This is a genomic window from Paenibacillus sp. SAFN-054, assembly GCF_051966755.1.
Lineage (GTDB): Bacteria > Bacillota > Bacilli > Paenibacillales > Paenibacillaceae > Paenibacillus_AQ.
In genome coordinates this window covers 172550-187797 of sequence record NZ_JBQCKS010000001.1, presented here as the reverse complement: position 1 = coordinate 187797, position 15248 = coordinate 172550, and the positions used below count along the sequence as shown (strand labels likewise).

Genomic DNA, 15248 nt, shown 5'->3' with positions numbered 1-15248 from the left:
CCATGTCTTTATTCATAATGCATTTTTAAGCCCTTTGAAGGCCCGCACGATTTCCCTGGACTGCATCAGCAGCCGCAGCAGCCGCGATTGCTGGCTGGATTCATTCCACATGGTGAAGGAATAACTGACCGAGAACCGGTTTGTCCAGCGGAATTTCCATGAATACGTACCCGCGCCGAAATCGATCTGCTTCGTGCAGCTGCTGTGGAACAGACTTTCGACCATCTCCATCAGGAGCACGTCCGAAATGCCGTGGTAGTGGGAGAACTTGGGCGAATATCCCGTGTTCCAACCGTACAGCACGTTCCGGTACAAATAGCAGCACTTGTATATAATGATTTCGCCATCATCGGATTCGAGGTAGAAAAACAAAATCTTATCATTACCTTTGAACAAACGCTTCAGGAAATGCTCGTTGTTCTTGTCTTCGAACAGGCTGCCACGTTCATGTCTGCCCTTCACCTCATTCAGGTACTTTTTCTCAAGCTGATGAATGTGGGCGATTTTATCGTACATATCCTCGCTTTGGCTGCCGGTAACGATTCTGAACCGGTATCCCGTGTCATCCTGCAGCTTTACCCGTTTGCGGCGAAGCTTGGTGCTGAGCATTTGTTTTTCGAAATCGGCATACGAGCAGTAATCCTCGCTGTTGATCCGGGCGCAGGAGGTCAGATATTCGGTATGCTTGCTGTACCGGTCATGTCGCATCAAATACTTGAGAAGCTGCGTATCCATGCGCAGATGAGTCAGCTCGACTTTGTCCCATCTTCCCGAATGCTCCTCTACCGTATTCATCAATTCCCGAATGATCGCGGAGGATTTGAACTTGCTGGAATCGATAATGAAATTGAAATAGTCCCCTTTTCCAAGAAAGCTCAGCACCCTGCATTTCACGATTTTTTTGTCGATGACGCGGATCATCAGCGGTGCAATGGCAACCATCACGTTATCCCGGTAGTGGCACAGGATGAACAGCTCTTTGTTCTTGTCGCCTCCGAACGCCTGCCACCAGGAAAAGTTGAACTCAAATGTGCTGTAATAGGTCGCATCCGGATCCTGGTCGGCCAGTCTTTCCCAATCCTTCCGGATCGCCAGAAAACCGTCCACGTCGGAGATGATTTTCGTATTCATGATTCCGATTTCGCTCCTTCCATAAGCAGGTTGTTGGGCTTGCGTTTCCATGCCGGCAGCAGGTCCCCGGTCAGTTCCCGGATAGACACGAATTTGAAGATCAGGCTGCAGGCAATAAAGGCTGCTACAAGCACCACGTTCAGTGCAATCTCAATCAGCAAGGAATGCTCGATCCGCATGAAAGCGGCATGCAATGCGTAAGCAGGCACATAAATCGCAAGATATTTATACGGATAAAAAATACCGAGACCGAGCGGATAATATTTGGAACCGTAATGATAGAAAACGGCGCTCGTGACCGCATACGAGATTACCGTTGCCAAAGCCGAGCCGTAAATCCCAAGCCATGGAATCAATACGATGTTGCAGGCGACGTTAATAAGGGCTGCCAACAAGGAAATCAGGTAGTTAATGCGCATTTTATTCGCAATATGAAGTCCCAGGGAGTAGAAAGCCAGACTGCCTGACAAAAAATACGAGAATGAAATGAGCGGCACCAAGGTACCGGCACTGCTGTATTCTTCCGTTGCCACGAGCCGGACCGCCATATGAGCGAACAGCGTCAATCCCAGGATGCACAACCAGCCCGCGAAATTATAGATGCGGAACATCCTCCGTATTTGCTCAGGCCCATCCTCATCCTTATACGCTTTGAACTTGAAAGCCGTAAAAACGGACATGAACGGGGTGATAAAGGCCGGATTGATCAGCATGCCGATCTTGTACCCGATGGAATATACGGCAACCGAGGATAAGTTCAGATATCCTTTGATCAAGAACCGGTCGCTCAAGGTGAGAACCCAGGCGGAAATATCCCCGAGCAGGAGGCCAGTGCCATAACCCAGCATTTTGCGCATCGGATCCCTCCTGATGATCAGTCGGTACGTGCCGAGATTCAGCGCAAACAGCACGATAAACACCAGCACGTTGCTGAACAGCTGAGCCGTTAATATGCCGACGATCCCCATATCCCTGGAAAGAAAAAAATAAAGTGCAAATAACAGCGTAGACAAAACGACCGCAAACTGGATGGCGCTCGACTTTAGCGCTTTGAACTGCATGGAATAAAAGCTTGAATAAATCAGGTTCAGGCAGGAGAATACCGATATCATCACCACGTAAGGAACGTACAGGCCGGAGCCCTCAGCCCTGTCAAACACGAGCGGGGACACCAAAGGACTGAGAATCCATGCGATTCCAATACAGACGGCTCCCCATAGGAGCGCAAAGGTCAGTGCCGTGTTCCGCAGCTCCCTTTTGTTCTCGAATTCGTTAAAGAAGCGGACCATTCCGGAGTGGACCCCGAGCGTAATCATCAAAGACAGCAGCATTTGGACGCTGATGATCAGGTCATACTGGCCGAACTGCTCCTGAGACAGATTCCGGGTGTAGAGCGGAATCAGCAGCAGATTAACGAGCTGCGTCAAGATCGAGGAGCACAAATAGACGGCGCCGCTGGACAGCATTTTCCGGTTATCGGTTGGCACGGGCTATCCCTTTACTTTCCGCAGGCATCCTTTCGCCTGACAATTTGTCGTAGATTTCGATCAAATCGGCCGCGTAGTCCCGTGCCATGATGCCTGTGACGGCCTCTTTGCAGGTATGGTAGTCGAGCATGACCTGCCTCACCCGCGTCACCAGCGCCGGCAGATTCCCGGATTCAAACAGAATGGTACCCTCCGGTCTGACGCAGGCATCGCTGGCGATCGCCGGCACGTTCAAATAAAGGGCTTCGGCGACCGATACCCCGTACCCATCCATACGCGTAGGACGGACAAAAAGCTTGCTCTTATGCAAAAGGGGGTACAGCTCGGTATTGACGGCTTCATAGATAAATATCCTTTCCGATAGGCCATCGTCGGCAATCCTGCGTTTGAGCCGTTCATAATAAGCCCGCTCTTCCGCGCTTTGATCTGCTGCGCCCAGGAGTGCAAACAACAGATGCACCGAATCCGGCAGCTCCTTCACCATCCCGATTAGAAGATCAATGCCGTACAAATCACCTTCCCGAAGCGGCCGTACGAAGCCGTTGGCTGCGATCAGGAAATCGGCTTGCTCCATGAAGCGGTGGACTTCAGGCGGAAATTCCAAATGATCCTCACCCCGCTCCACCGGATGTATGTAAGCCGGAATGGTGCGCACACGGTCCGGTTGGAAGCCAAGCTGAAGAAGCATCTGTGTCGCGGCATCACTGACGCAGACGATGTAATCCACCCGCTTCAGGCTTGCCAGCAGCAGCCTTTTCGCCACGGGATGCGCACGCTGGAGCTGCTGCGACAAGCTTTCTCCATGAACGGTAAGCATCACTTTTTTGCCGAGCGCCTTGTACAGGCCAAGCAGCATCCGAATCCTGGGATCAATCGAATGAAAATGAAAAAGATCCCCTTTAATAAAAGGGACCTTCAATAGAAACGTTTTGTAGCTGCCCATCGGCAGCACCTGCAGCTCCGCGTCAGCCGTGCCCGATTCATTATAGATGACGAAGTCCCTCTGCCGGGAACGCAGAACCTCGGCCAGCCTTCGCAGATGAATCGATATGCCGCCGAGCGGCGGGGGAACCGGACCAACCAGGATCAGCTTCATAAGATCAACGATTCCTTTCCGACCCGAACCTCCACGTTCTTGAACTTACCGGTTTCCGTCCGGGCAATATGGGGAACGATCGTGATTTTAAAATTCATGTCGATGGTAAAGAGCTTTTCGAGCTTCCCGACCATCATCTTGATCTCCTCCTGCACGGCAGCTTCCGGCTGTGTCGATTCCACCAATATCTCGATCAGATCATAGCGGTGCTGGATCAGCTTGCAGGCACTGAAGGTTGTGGTGCCACGGAGCGCGATCGCAATCAGCGGCGAAGGAAGCATATCCCCGTTCGGCTTATACATGATCTCTCCCATGCGGCCGTCGATGGAGCGGATGACGGGGAATAGATGCTCTTTTCCCGGCTGGGGCGACTGGTCGAAACGCGCGGCTGCATCGGTCAATTCATAGCGGACCAAGGGCATGACGTCGTTCAAAAAAGAGGTACCAATGATCGCGCTTGTCTCCTGATTCTGTTCCACGTAACTGTACAAGGGCAGGAAATAATAAGAACGTGAATCATCCAACCAACCGCCCAGCGCCACCTTTTCGGTCTGGCCGTAATGGGCAAATATCCGCGAGCTTGAGAACACGCTGCCGATCAGATACACCTGGTAATCATGCACCATTTCGCAGGCGAGCAAAATGGCTTTGGGCCGATACAGCCCGGTAAGCTGATGGTCCACCAGGAACTTGGTGAACAGTGCCAACGCAGAAGGGAATCCGTACAGATACTCATATCCGGAAGCCACAATGGCATTCACGATATCCCTGATATTATGCTCCGTAATGGCAGTCGTGTTGATCTTCAGCGTTCTGGAGTACTTATCCAGGATACAGAGCTTGCCGCTTGGCAGCGCACCGCGAAATTCCACCCGGCCTTCTCCCGGCTTGTAGCCGACATTCGCCCACTGATAGCAGATGGCTGCCCACTCCCGCTGCTCGACGGCACGGTTTGAGTACAGGGTCAACGAGGTGCCTGTCGTTCCGCTCGTTCCCAGCTTTTTGAGTTTATCCGGCGCATACCGGTTTACGACCATCTCCCTGCCGTGCTTACGCACGTCTTCCTTATGAATGACCGGGATCCGCTCCATATCGCTGAAATCCTGCAGCATGCGGGGATGGAAGCCGTGTTCGTCATAGAGCTTTCTGTAAAAGGCCGTTTGTCCGTAAGCCAGCGAGACGATCTCCTTCAGCGAATTCAGCTGAGCCTCCCGGATTTCGGAATAGCTCATGCGCTTCATCTGCTCAAATTTGTCCAGCCATTGATGAAATTCCCGGCCCACGTTGACGTAACGGAACGGAAAGTATGACAAAATTTGCTTCGCAGCCACTCTGGTTATGCTCATAGGTTCATCATTCCTTTGGATAATGATCGTTCCACCTCAAGCGCGATTTCTGTAGCCTGAACCTGCTGCCATAATGGAATGGGCCACTCGCTGCGTCCCTGAACCGCCTCGGCGAAGCGTTCGAGCGTTTCGCGCTGCCCCTTGCTGCTGATCTTCGTATCCAGTCCCTTGGCTCTGCTGCCTGTGACAGACAGCGACCGGTAGTCATTCAGAAACAGGTTCGTTCCGTCCACATAAATGTCCAGCTGCTCCTTCGGATATGCTCTCGAGCCCAAGGCGGCATAGGTTACCGTGGCCACGGAGCCGTCCGCGAACTCCATCGTGGCCACGAAGTTGTCCGTATGGGTGTAATGCTTCGTCGCCGGTTGAAGATGGGATACATGGACACGCTGCACCCGGCTGCCCGTCAAGTAGGTGAATAAATCATAAATATGGCAGCATTCGCCGCGGTTGCGGCCCCCTCCTTCTTCCGTCTGCGTCCAGTGATCCAGCGGAAGATAACCGGCATTCATCCGGTAGTTCAATATCATCGGATTGCTGCGCTGCTCAATCATTTCCTTAATTTTCGCCGCATATGGGGAGAATCTCCGGTTAAAGCCGGTCAGCAGCACCGGGGCAAAGGCGCCTTCCGGAAGATCCGCGTAGAAGCGCTGAATTTCCTCCAGCTCCGTCCGGGTAAGCGCCAGCGGCTTTTCGACAAAAACATGCTTGCCTGCACGAAGCGCATCCAGAATGATCGCTGCATGCGTCTGATGGCGGGTAGCGATCAGGACGGCGTCGATTTCCGGATCCTGCAGCAGCAGCGGATAGCTCGTCGCCGCATAGACGGCTCCGAACTGTCTGGCCGTCTCGGCCGCATTATGACCGGTTTGGCTCATGACAGCCTGCAGTACGTAAGAGCCGGACAGTGCCTGTAAATTCGGAAGATGCATGCTTTTGGCGAACTCGCCGGCTCCGATCAAACCGATGCGAATTTTTCGCCCGCCATTCAGGGAATGGGGAGGATTCGGGTTCACGGTTACTTTATGCAATGAGGCGGAGGCCTTCTGCTCCGGATAAGAGAGCAGCACCATCATCGGCTTGGCCTCCGGCTGCTGGATATATTCATATGCTGAAGCTGCCTCCGCCACCGGAAACACCCGCGATACCATCGGTTTAATCTGGATCTTCCCTGCTGCTGCCAGCCTTAAATACTCTCCCATATTCCGGTTTTCGGTCCATCTCACATAGCCCAGCGGATAATCACGGCCTTTTTCCTCATATTCGGGATCATACCTGCCGGGACCGTAGGAGGTGGAGATGTAAAAATCCAGTTCTTTCTCATAAATGTCCGAGCGGTTAATTTCCAGTCCGACATCGCCCACAACGACGACGCGGCCTTTCTTTCTCGTCATCCGAAATGCCTCGGACAGGATTAAGCTCGATTGGGCGGCAGCCGTAATGATGACGCCGTCGGCTCCAATACCGTCCGTCAGCCGAAGCGCCGTCTGAACGCCGCTTTCCTCCCGGGGCATGATCGACGCATCCATGCCTAAGCCCTTCGCCATGGCGATTCGGCCGGTATCAAGGTCGGTTCCGATCACCCGGCAGCCATTGGCTTTGAGCAGCTGTACCGTTAACTGCCCGAGGATGCCGAGTCCGATGACCACGAACGTTTCGCCGAGGGTCGGCGCGGCGCGGCGAAGTCCCTGCATGGCTATGGCTCCCAGCGTTACCGTGCTCGCTTCCTCCAAACTGAGGCCTTCCGGAACCGGAACTACCAAATTCCTCGGCACCCGGATAATCTCTGCATGGTGGGCGAACTGCGCACCCGCGCAGGCCACGCGGTCTCCCACCTTCAGGTCGGTGATGCCTTCCCCGATCTCCATGACGGTGCCAGCCGCCGAATAGCCTGAAGGCTGCCCCGTGCCCGTTTTCACTTTGAGCATGCTGCGCGTATGCGACAAGCCTTGGGACGCGGCCATCCGCATCAGCTGCTTGACCTTCTCAGGCTGCTGAACCGCCCGCTTCCAGAGCGGAACCCCGCTCGTCCGAATGCCGCTGATTTCGGTGCCGATCGAAATGCACGAATGGTCAACCGCCACAAGTACCGTTCCCTTCCGAATTTCCGGTGCGGGTATTTGTTCCACGACGGCGTTTCCCTGCCTGATAATGACTTGATTCATCGCTTCTGCTCCTCCGATTCATCCCCAACGGATATCCGTCTTCAGACGGTGATTGCGGATATGCACCCGCAGCAACCGGCTCGGCGTTTTCGTACCATAGCCTGTCGAAACCCAACTTTCATGAAGCTGCACCTCGGCAGCTCCGTCGAAGCTAATGGCGATCAAGCGCCCACCCGCTTCTAGAACCCAGTCCTTCCCCTGACCAGAAGCCGTGACGCCAGGAGCCAAGACCCATGCAACACACGCGGGTGCCGCCAAACCTTTCGCGTCCGCTTCACATTCAAGCGTATCCACGATGGAGAGCCCGTCCTCCGTAAGCGTCAGCTCGCGTTGATGCACGATTCCGATCTTCTCCAGATACCCTTGGTGCCGCCCGGCAAAATAGCCATCCCTGAACGCATCGCACACGGCAAAAGTCTGTTCCCTCAGCAAGAACAGCTTCCGTTCTTCGATATCATTCTGCTCCAGATTGCCGATTTGCAGCGTGTTATGCATGGAAGTACTGCGAAAGACGTTCCTCGCCCGGAAATCCGCGGAATAGATGAAGGACCCGGGATCGACCATAACGTCCTGCCCCTTCACGTTCAGCTCGAAGCTCAGCTGGTCATTGTGGCTGTGTGCTCCGTGACCGTGAAACGAAAGCTCTCCGCACCGAATCAGACAATAGGCTTCCGGGCTGCGCAGCACATAATAGCCGCCTTCCGGAAAAGCGGCGGACATCCGCTCATCATATTTGGTTAAAGTGAAAGGACTATATTTACCGGCAATCCACAATGCATCTTCCCTGCTGACCTGCCCCGCCGCCCGGAAATCATCCCGGTCAAAGCATTCCCCGGCCACGGCCAACAGGTGGCGGAAATCGTTACGTACCCAGCCGCCGTAGCGCGAAGCGATCACATAGCGCCCGTCATCCGCGTCGCCGACAAGCGGGGTTCTGCCGTCCGGCTTCATGATCTGCAGGATGAAGTCATGCATTTTCTCCAGCCGCTCCATATAGCCGTCCGAGAAATGCAGACCGTTTCTTGCGCACCAGATAGCGGTCACCAGGAACATCTCCGCGACCAGCCGATGATAGGAAGTGGAGGCTTCATAGTTCGTCCCATCCTCATTAACCTGAACGAGCATCTCCTTCTCCAGCTCATGCATGCCGAACGCAAGCCACTCCGCCGGATCGCAGCCCTTACGCTGACCTCCATCCGCCCGGAAATCCCGGAAATACAGTCCGAGCGCTACCAAGCCCGCCAAGTTCGCCGTATAATGATTCCCCGTATGCTCTCCCGTATTTTCCAGGTTGGTTCGGATGAATGTCCCATGTAAATATAACGACGCATCGAAATCTGTCCAGAAGGCTTCCGGAATGACGGGACTCTTACGAAAAAAGGACGCGGAGGCAATCCAGTTCGCCGCCCGTATCGCCACATCCATCGCGCAGGTCCAGTTGACGGACATTTCCACAGGGTTGCGCTCGATCCAATCCTCAATCTCCGCCCGGAATTCAAGCGCGTATTTCTCGTCTTGAGTCAGCCAGTAGGCTTTGCCGAGCGTAAAAAAATGCTGGAAACGCGAAAGCTCCCAGGGAACCTTCACGTCCGCAGCATTGTCCAAATCCACAAGTACGATCCGTTTATAATATTTGTTCTCCCACCGGTATCCGGTTTTAAAATCCTCATGCCAAGGGAGCGCGGGGCCAAGATCGGTTTCGCCGGAACCAAGCAGATCAAATACATGCATGCAGATGCGGTCCGCGTCGCGAAGAATTTCCTCTGCTGTACCGTCCGAAATCAGCACGTTCCGATACAGCTCAAGATCCTCTGGATGACTAAGAAAGCGGCTGGATGTTTCGAAGCCCCGGAAGTGCCCGGGACGGAGCGCTATGGGTGATCTGCGCATCCGGTGCTGCCTGTACGCAAAACGTGCCTCCTGCACCGCTTTAACCGCAATTTTCTTCATGGCCTTCCGCAAAGGCATATTCTTCAGCTGCCTGATTTGATGCTGAACCGTGGACATCCCTTCACACTCCCACTTGCACGCGAGGCTTCTGCAGGAAGAAGCCCCGGGTATCCACAACGATCTTTTCCTGCAGTAGCTCCGGTTGAATCACGCGAAAGGCTTCATGGTTAACGAGCAGCAGAACGATATCCGCCAGCCTTACTGCCTCCTCCGCCCCGGTGAGCGTCACGTTGCCAAGCCGAAGACGATCCGGCAGCTTCTCAATATGCGGCTCCGCTACATGCAAAGCCCCGATTCCTGTCAGGGCCAAGTGCTCGACAATGGCCATGGCCGGACTTTCGCGCAGATCGTCGATGTTCGCTTTGAACGCCAGCCCCAGGCAGGCAATGACCGGCGATCTCAGCTTCATGGCATGCTGCAGCACTTTTTCAACGACATACCACGGCTTATGATCATTTACAATGCGCGCCGTGTGGATCAGCTTAGCCTGCTCCGGGGCCGCATCGACGAGAAACCAAGGATCTACCGCAATACAGTGGCCTCCGACGCCAGGCCCAGGCTGGAGAATCTGGACCCGCGGGTGATGGTTTGCCAAACGGATCAGCTCCCACACATCGATTTCCAGGTGATCGCAAATAAGGGAAAGTTCATTCGCAAATGCGATGTTCACGTCACGAAAGGAGTTCTCCGTCAATTTGGCCATTTCGGCCGTACGGGCATTGGTTTCAAGTATTTCACCTTTGACGAACTGCTTGTAGAAGTCGGCGGTCCATCGCGTGGATGCCTCGTCAATGCCTCCGATAATGCGGTCATTCTCGACCAGTTCACGCAAAATCTGTCCGGGAAGCACCCGTTCCGGGCAGTACGACACGAAGATGCGATGATAAGCGGAATGAAGCGAATCCGAAATGCTCAAATCCCCCCGCTCCTCCAGTATCCAGTTCGCGATCTTCTCCGTCGTCCCTACCGGACTCGTCGATTCGAGAATAACCAGGTTTCCGGGTCGAAGATACGGAATGATAGCGCGTACTGCCTGCTCCACATAAGTCAAATCCGGCTTGTTGTCGGCCTGAAACGGCGTCGGCACCGCCAGAATGAAGATATCCGCCTCCGCCGGAACCATCGCAGCCCGCAGATGCCCGCTCTGGACAGCATTTTGAACCGCATATTCGAGGTCAGGCTCCGTGATATGAACCTGTCCTTGATTAATCCCCTCGACCGTATGTATGTTGACGTCGACGCCGTGGACCTGACAGCCGTTCATCGCCAGCAGACTGGCCGTCGGCAGTCCGATATACCCGAGTCCAACCACGCAAACCTTATTCATCATTGGCTTCCCTTCCCTTTTACTAAGATCATGATTTTTCCTGTTTTTCCGTCAGCAGAATACGGTCCATCGCCGTAAGAAGCGGAAGCCTCAAGTCTTCCTGACGCAGCGCAAAATCAATCGTTGTCAAAATATACCCGAGCTTCTCCCCGACATCAAAGCGCTCTCCTTCGAACGCATATCCGACGCAGCCCTTTTCCACGATGAGCTGCTGGATGGCGTCCGTAAGCTGGATTTCACCGCCGTAGCCTGCTTCAAGCCGTTCCAGGTAACCGAAGATGTCTGGCGTCAGCACGTAACGGCCGATGATGGCCAGATTGGAAGGCGCCTCGCCCGGCCCGGGCTTCTCCACCACTCTGCGCAGTTCATAAGCTGAACCCGCATGGTCCAGAGCATGCAGAGGATCGATCACCCCGTAGCGATGCGTCTGATCGGCTGGAACCGCTCCAACACCGATGACCGAAGTCCCGTACGTTTCGTATTGAGTGACCAGCTGTCCGATGCAGGGGATTTCCGACCTGACGATATCATCCCCCAGCAGCACCGCAAACGGCTCGTTTCCGATAAAATTCCGTGCGCACCATACCGCGTGTCCCAGCCCTTTCGCCTCCTTCTGGCGGATGTAATGAATTTCGACCGCCGACGAACGCCGGACGGATTCAAGAACCTCCAGCTTGCCCTTCTGCAGCAAATTATGCTCCAGCTCAAAGGAATGGTCGAAGTGGTCTTCAATGGAACGTTTGCCTTTTCCCGTCACGATGATGATATCCTCAATGCCTGCGGCAATCGCCTCTTCCACGATATACTGGATGGTCGGCTTGTCGACGATCGGCAGCATTTCCTTCGGCATCGCCTTGGTTGCAGGCAGAAACCTTGTTCCGAGACCCGCTGCCGGTATAATCGCTTTTCTGACTTTATGCACTGCCTTCATCCCCCTTTAGGTACTGCTTTCTCTTTGTTCAGCAATGTTAAAGTATGAGCTTCATGTCCAGCCTTCATATAGCTCATACTTCAACCGAAGTATGATTCGGGCATCTAACCCGCCCTCACACCACACTCTCGACGATTAACGTCTAAGGTATCCGCATACCCACAGCATGATCGAGTGCCTACCGTGATAAAGGTGCAGTAGACATGACCTTCGGCAGAGCGCCGAATGAAGAGCTATTCCGGAAGACCGTAATAGTAATACTGATGCGCTTCTGATTTGCTGTACTTTTTATGATTCAGGACCACGCCGAGAATGTTCGCTTTGGCGAGCTCCAGTTTTTCCTTCGTTTTTTGGATATACTCCCGCTTCACCTTGCCCGCAAACACGACCAGAATAACGCCGTCGCTGATGGAGGACACGATCAAACCGTCCGCGACAGCCATCACCGGCGAGGTATCGATCAGGATGACATCGTATTCCTCTTTCCAGAAATCAATGATTTCCTTTAATTTATCCGAGGAGAGCAGCTCCGTCGGATTGGGAGGCACCGGTCCGGCCGTGACAAGCGAAAGGTTCTCAATCTCTGTCTGGTGCAGAATTTCACCGTAAGTGCATTGATTCGCCAGTATATTGGATAACCCCATCCGGTTGGAGACGTTGAACATCGTTTGCAGAGAAGGATGCCTGAGGTCCGCATCGATCAGGAGCACCTTCTTGCCCTCATGTGCGTAGGCCACTGCCAGGTTGCTGATTGTGGTGGTTTTGCCTTCCCCTGCCTGGGTAGAGGTGACGGCCAGAACTTGCAGTCTATGATTCCAGCCCGAGAACTGAATATTGGTGCGGAGATTTCGATACCCTTCGGAAATGTTGGATCTGCGGTTGGTATTCATGATCAGCTTGCTTTTACTGGCTGAGCGGCGCATATTTTTCACCTGCCTGTTTTTTGGTTCGGGCCGAGGATCGCGTCCGCAGATCGCTTTTCTTCATTTTGCGTATCGCGCCAAGCGTCGTCAGCTCCAGGTAACGTTCAACGTCATGCTCGTTTTTCACCGTATCATCGAGATATTCCAGCAGGAGAACGATGCCTACGGCAATCAGAAATGATACGGCAAAAGCTACCGCCATGTTCACTTTAAGCCGCGGACTTACCGGAGCCGGATCTGCCACCGGTTTGGCGTTGTCGAGGACGGAAATGTTGTCAACCTTCATGATTTGCGGGATTTCTTCCTTAAATACCTTCGATACGGCATTGACGATATTCATGGCCCGCTCGTAGGATGGATCCTTCATTTTCAGCGTGATCACCTGCGAATTCTGAACCGTGATAACCTCCAGCTCGTCGATCAGTTCCCGGGATGTCGCGTTCAATCCGGGGTTTTGCTGCACAACCTTGTCCATAATGGATGCCGATGTAATAATCACTTTATACGAGTTGATGAGCATGATATTGGAAGTGATCTCGTTCAAGTCGAGCCCGCGTGCCCCTTGATCCACGCTCATTTTGTTCACAATCAGAGTGCTTGTTGCCTCATACTTCGGTGTCATCATGTATTTGCTGTACAGGCCGGCTCCTGCGGTGCAGACGACAACAAAAATGACGATCAGCCACAGCCTCTTTCTCAGCATCTGGATCATTAGCTTCAATTCCATTAGGACTCCCCCAACCTCTTCATTTGTCCCCGGGCGGCTCTACTTCCCGGAGCTTAAGCATGCAGTTGGCCGATTTTGCCTCCAATCAAGATTTGGGCGGCGTGATCCTGCAGCGACTGCAGATAAGAGGGGCCGCACAGCCGCTCAAGCGCTTCATAGCCTTCCTTCGTGTAAAAGGTTCTGCGCAGCGTGTTATGGGCATCGCTTCCGATCAGGTGAATCCAGCGCTTTCGGCATAAGTACGATGCCGTGCGCTTGACCTCTTCACCGAAGAATCCGATCAGTGACTGCGTTGTTACCTGCAAGCGGACCCCTTGCTCCTCAATCAAGCCGAGCACCAGATCCGGATTTGCAATAATGTCCAGGTTCCGCTCGGGATGCGCGATCACGGTGTGAATGCCCTGCTGCTTCATAAAACCAAGGAAATCATGAAAATAAGACGGTATGCCGCGGGAAGGCAGTTCCACCAGGACATAAGGGCTGTCCGCAAGCGTCTGAATCCGCCCAGCCCGATGCTCGGTCCGAAACTGACCGGTTAACCGGAATTCCTGTCCGGGAAGCACTTGAAGCGGAATATTGTTCTTGGATAGTTTCCGGTTCAGTGCCTCGACCCGTCGCCGGATTTTCCGGGCGGTATTGGTATATCTCTTGGTCGCATGATGCGGTGTGGCTATGATGGTATGTAGTCCCTCCTTCACGGCGGCCGCCGCCATCCGAAGTGAACCTTCAGTGGTACTTGGACCGTCATCTACCCCCGGTAGGATATGACAATGGGTATCAATCATCGTATCAGCACCTGTTCCTTTGATTATGACCAATAACGTAACAATATGTATCGTTGTTTCGACAGATTTTTTTGTTGGGAAAGAACGAATATTGCAAACTCTTCACGAGAAGCCCTATTCAGGTAGTTCCTTGCACCAATAGGAAAAATCCAAGGTTATACAAGGGGGTTCAGAACCTGATTTATTAGGAAAATGGGTTCAAAATGCAATTTAACTATTGACGACACTGTTAATTTACGATACATTTTGTATCATGTCAAGGGTTATTTAAGGAATCATTTGCGGAGGGTGGGAACGAATGAAGTACGGTCACCGGATTGCGGAGCTTCGGGAGCAAAAGGGCTGGACACAAGAGGAATTATCCGCTTCGATCGGCATTAGCAGGGCCGCTTTGTCTCATTATGAGAAAAACCGAAGGAAACCGGACTATGAAACGCTGAATCGACTGGCAGATTTGTTCCAGGTCTCCATTGATTACTTGCTGGGAAGGAGAGATTTACCCAGGGCTGGTTTGGACCCGGATCCGAAGTATTCAGAATCATGAGCCGATACGAAGCTTACATACATGTAAATATTAGAAACAATTTTTGCACAAATATGGGATCAGCATGTATAATAAAGAATAAGCAAACATATGTTTGTATTCAATTCATCGAGGTCAGTCAGAGGAGGAATCATGAAAGGATCAACACATTTGGCCATCGGCGTTGCGATCGGAGCGGCTGCGGCCGCCCACTACCCGTTCACGCTCAAACACGCCGCGATTTACATAGCGGTATCTGCACTTTCTGCGCTCAGCGCGGATCTGGACGGGCCAAGCATGCTGAGTTCGAAGATAGGCCAGTTTTCCAAGTGGCTGCGGGAGATGCTCTATTGGTCCGGTTTGCTGCTTATTGTGATACTGGCGTGGCTCTATTTTACGGAGAAGTTTTTCGTCGTGGAATACTCGCTTACTGCGCTTAGCCTGTTTCTGCTTGGACTGATCATCAAGGACGGTCTCATGCGCAACATCCTCGTCAGCATCATTGGCTTGGTGCTGCTCTATTACGGCTGGTCGCATCATATGATGTGGCTTGCGGGCTTCGGTATTTTTGTCGCTGTCGCTCCCTGGCTGAAGCACCGCGGCATGACGCACACAATCTGGGCTCTGGGACTATGGGCAGGCATCGGCTCGGGTCTTGAACAGCAGCTCCAGCTTGAAGGAATCATGCTGGTCGCAACCCTCGGGTACATGTCCCATCTGGTCGCCGATTCCCTGACGCCAAGCGGCGTCAAGTGGCTGTATCCGATCATCAAAAAGTCTTTTAAACTGCCGCTCGCATGACCAACTAGTTCTATGCTACCGGTCCGTTGGTCGATGGTTCTTCCTTAGAAAGTCAA

12 protein-coding genes and 1 pseudogene are annotated in these 15248 nt (G+C 53.2%); 2 read left to right on the top strand and 11 right to left on the bottom strand.

The features are described 5' to 3' along the window. Window positions 1-12 precede the first annotated feature (12 nt). The 11 genes from ACTHPM_RS00820 to ACTHPM_RS00770 all read right to left on the bottom strand — a co-directional run bounded on the left by ACTHPM_RS00820 (window position 13) and on the right by ACTHPM_RS00770 (window position 13868). A complete protein-coding gene (locus ACTHPM_RS00820; protein WP_440393300.1) occupies window positions 13-1131 on the bottom strand; it encodes a GNAT family N-acetyltransferase in 1119 nt (372 codons plus the stop codon). Continuing rightward, the gene (locus ACTHPM_RS00815; RefSeq protein ID WP_440393299.1) at window positions 1128-2618 is read right to left on the bottom strand and encodes a lipopolysaccharide biosynthesis protein; all 1491 of its coding nucleotides are present in this window, start codon (window positions 2616-2618) and stop codon (window positions 1128-1130) included. The genes ACTHPM_RS00820 and ACTHPM_RS00815 overlap by 4 nt, the downstream gene beginning before the upstream one ends. After that, entirely contained in the window at window positions 2605-3714 is a 1110-nt protein-coding gene (locus tag ACTHPM_RS00810; protein WP_440393298.1) for a glycosyltransferase family 4 protein, read from the bottom strand. The genes ACTHPM_RS00815 and ACTHPM_RS00810 overlap by 14 nt, the downstream gene beginning before the upstream one ends. Then, window positions 3711-5060, bottom strand: a complete 1350-nt coding sequence (locus ACTHPM_RS00805; protein WP_440393297.1) for a hypothetical protein — start codon at window positions 5058-5060, stop codon at window positions 3711-3713. The genes ACTHPM_RS00810 and ACTHPM_RS00805 overlap by 4 nt, the downstream gene beginning before the upstream one ends. After that, entirely contained in the window at window positions 5057-7225 is a 2169-nt protein-coding gene (locus tag ACTHPM_RS00800) for a bi-domain-containing oxidoreductase (protein WP_440393296.1), read from the bottom strand. Before ACTHPM_RS00800 ends, ACTHPM_RS00805 begins: the two co-directional genes overlap by 4 nt. An 18-nt stretch (window positions 7226-7243) precedes the next feature. Further along, on the bottom strand, window positions 7244-9232 hold the full coding sequence (locus tag ACTHPM_RS00795) for an alginate lyase family protein (RefSeq protein WP_440393295.1): 1989 nt from the start codon (window positions 9230-9232) through the stop codon (window positions 7244-7246). Between the two features lie 4 nt (window positions 9233-9236). After that, window positions 9237-10505: a UDP-N-acetyl-D-mannosamine dehydrogenase gene (gene wecC, locus ACTHPM_RS00790; protein WP_440393294.1), complete on the bottom strand. Its 1269-nt coding sequence runs from the start codon at window positions 10503-10505 to the stop codon at window positions 9237-9239. A gap of 25 nt (window positions 10506-10530) precedes the next feature. Next, window positions 10531-11424, bottom strand: a complete 894-nt coding sequence (gene galU / locus ACTHPM_RS00785) for a UTP--glucose-1-phosphate uridylyltransferase GalU (RefSeq protein WP_440393293.1) — start codon at window positions 11422-11424, stop codon at window positions 10531-10533. Between the two features lie 242 nt (window positions 11425-11666). Then, window positions 11667-12323: a CpsD/CapB family tyrosine-protein kinase gene (locus ACTHPM_RS00780; protein ID WP_440393292.1), complete on the bottom strand. Its 657-nt coding sequence runs from the start codon at window positions 12321-12323 to the stop codon at window positions 11667-11669. A gap of 13 nt (window positions 12324-12336) precedes the next feature. After that, window positions 12337-13083 (bottom strand): YveK family protein, encoded by a 747-nt coding sequence (locus tag ACTHPM_RS00775; protein WP_440393291.1) that lies wholly within the window; start codon window positions 13081-13083, stop codon window positions 12337-12339. 53 nt (window positions 13084-13136) lie between these two features. Then, a complete protein-coding gene (locus tag ACTHPM_RS00770) occupies window positions 13137-13868 on the bottom strand; it encodes a tyrosine-protein phosphatase (protein WP_440393290.1) in 732 nt (243 codons plus the stop codon). A 298-nt stretch (window positions 13869-14166) separates the two neighbouring features. Here ACTHPM_RS00770 and ACTHPM_RS00765 point away from each other — a divergent pair. Next, window positions 14167-14391, top strand: a pseudogene (locus ACTHPM_RS00765) (helix-turn-helix domain-containing protein); the annotation flags it as partial. Window positions 14392-14544: 153 nt separating this feature from the next. Further along, a complete protein-coding gene (locus ACTHPM_RS00760) occupies window positions 14545-15192 on the top strand; it encodes a metal-dependent hydrolase (protein WP_440393289.1) in 648 nt (215 codons plus the stop codon). The last annotated feature ends 56 nt before the right edge of the window (window positions 15193-15248 follow it).

Excerpts from the sequence above, each read along its gene's own strand:
- ACTHPM_RS00820 (WP_440393300.1), bottom strand. The coding sequence starts at position 1,131 with ATGAATACGAAAATCATCTCCGACGTGGACGGTTTTCTGGCGATCCGG.
- ACTHPM_RS00810 (WP_440393298.1), bottom strand. The coding sequence starts at position 3,714 with ATGAAGCTGATCCTGGTTGGTCCGGTTCCCCCGCCGCTCGGCGGCATA.
- ACTHPM_RS00805 (WP_440393297.1), bottom strand. The coding sequence starts at position 5,060 with ATGAGCATAACCAGAGTGGCTGCGAAGCAAATTTTGTCATACTTTCCG.
- ACTHPM_RS00800 (WP_440393296.1), bottom strand. The coding sequence starts at position 7,225 with ATGAATCAAGTCATTATCAGGCAGGGAAACGCCGTCGTGGAACAAATA.
- ACTHPM_RS00795 (WP_440393295.1), bottom strand. The coding sequence starts at position 9,232 with ATGTCCACGGTTCAGCATCAAATCAGGCAGCTGAAGAATATGCCTTTG.
- wecC (WP_440393294.1), bottom strand. The coding sequence starts at position 10,505 with ATGATGAATAAGGTTTGCGTGGTTGGACTCGGGTATATCGGACTGCCG.
- ACTHPM_RS00780 (WP_440393292.1), bottom strand. The coding sequence starts at position 12,323 with ATGAATACCAACCGCAGATCCAACATTTCCGAAGGGTATCGAAATCTC.
- ACTHPM_RS00775 (WP_440393291.1), bottom strand. The coding sequence starts at position 13,083 with ATGGAATTGAAGCTAATGATCCAGATGCTGAGAAAGAGGCTGTGGCTG.
- ACTHPM_RS00770 (WP_440393290.1), bottom strand. The coding sequence starts at position 13,868 with ATGATTGATACCCATTGTCATATCCTACCGGGGGTAGATGACGGTCCA.
- ACTHPM_RS00760 (WP_440393289.1), top strand. The coding sequence starts at position 14,545 with ATGAAAGGATCAACACATTTGGCCATCGGCGTTGCGATCGGAGCGGCT.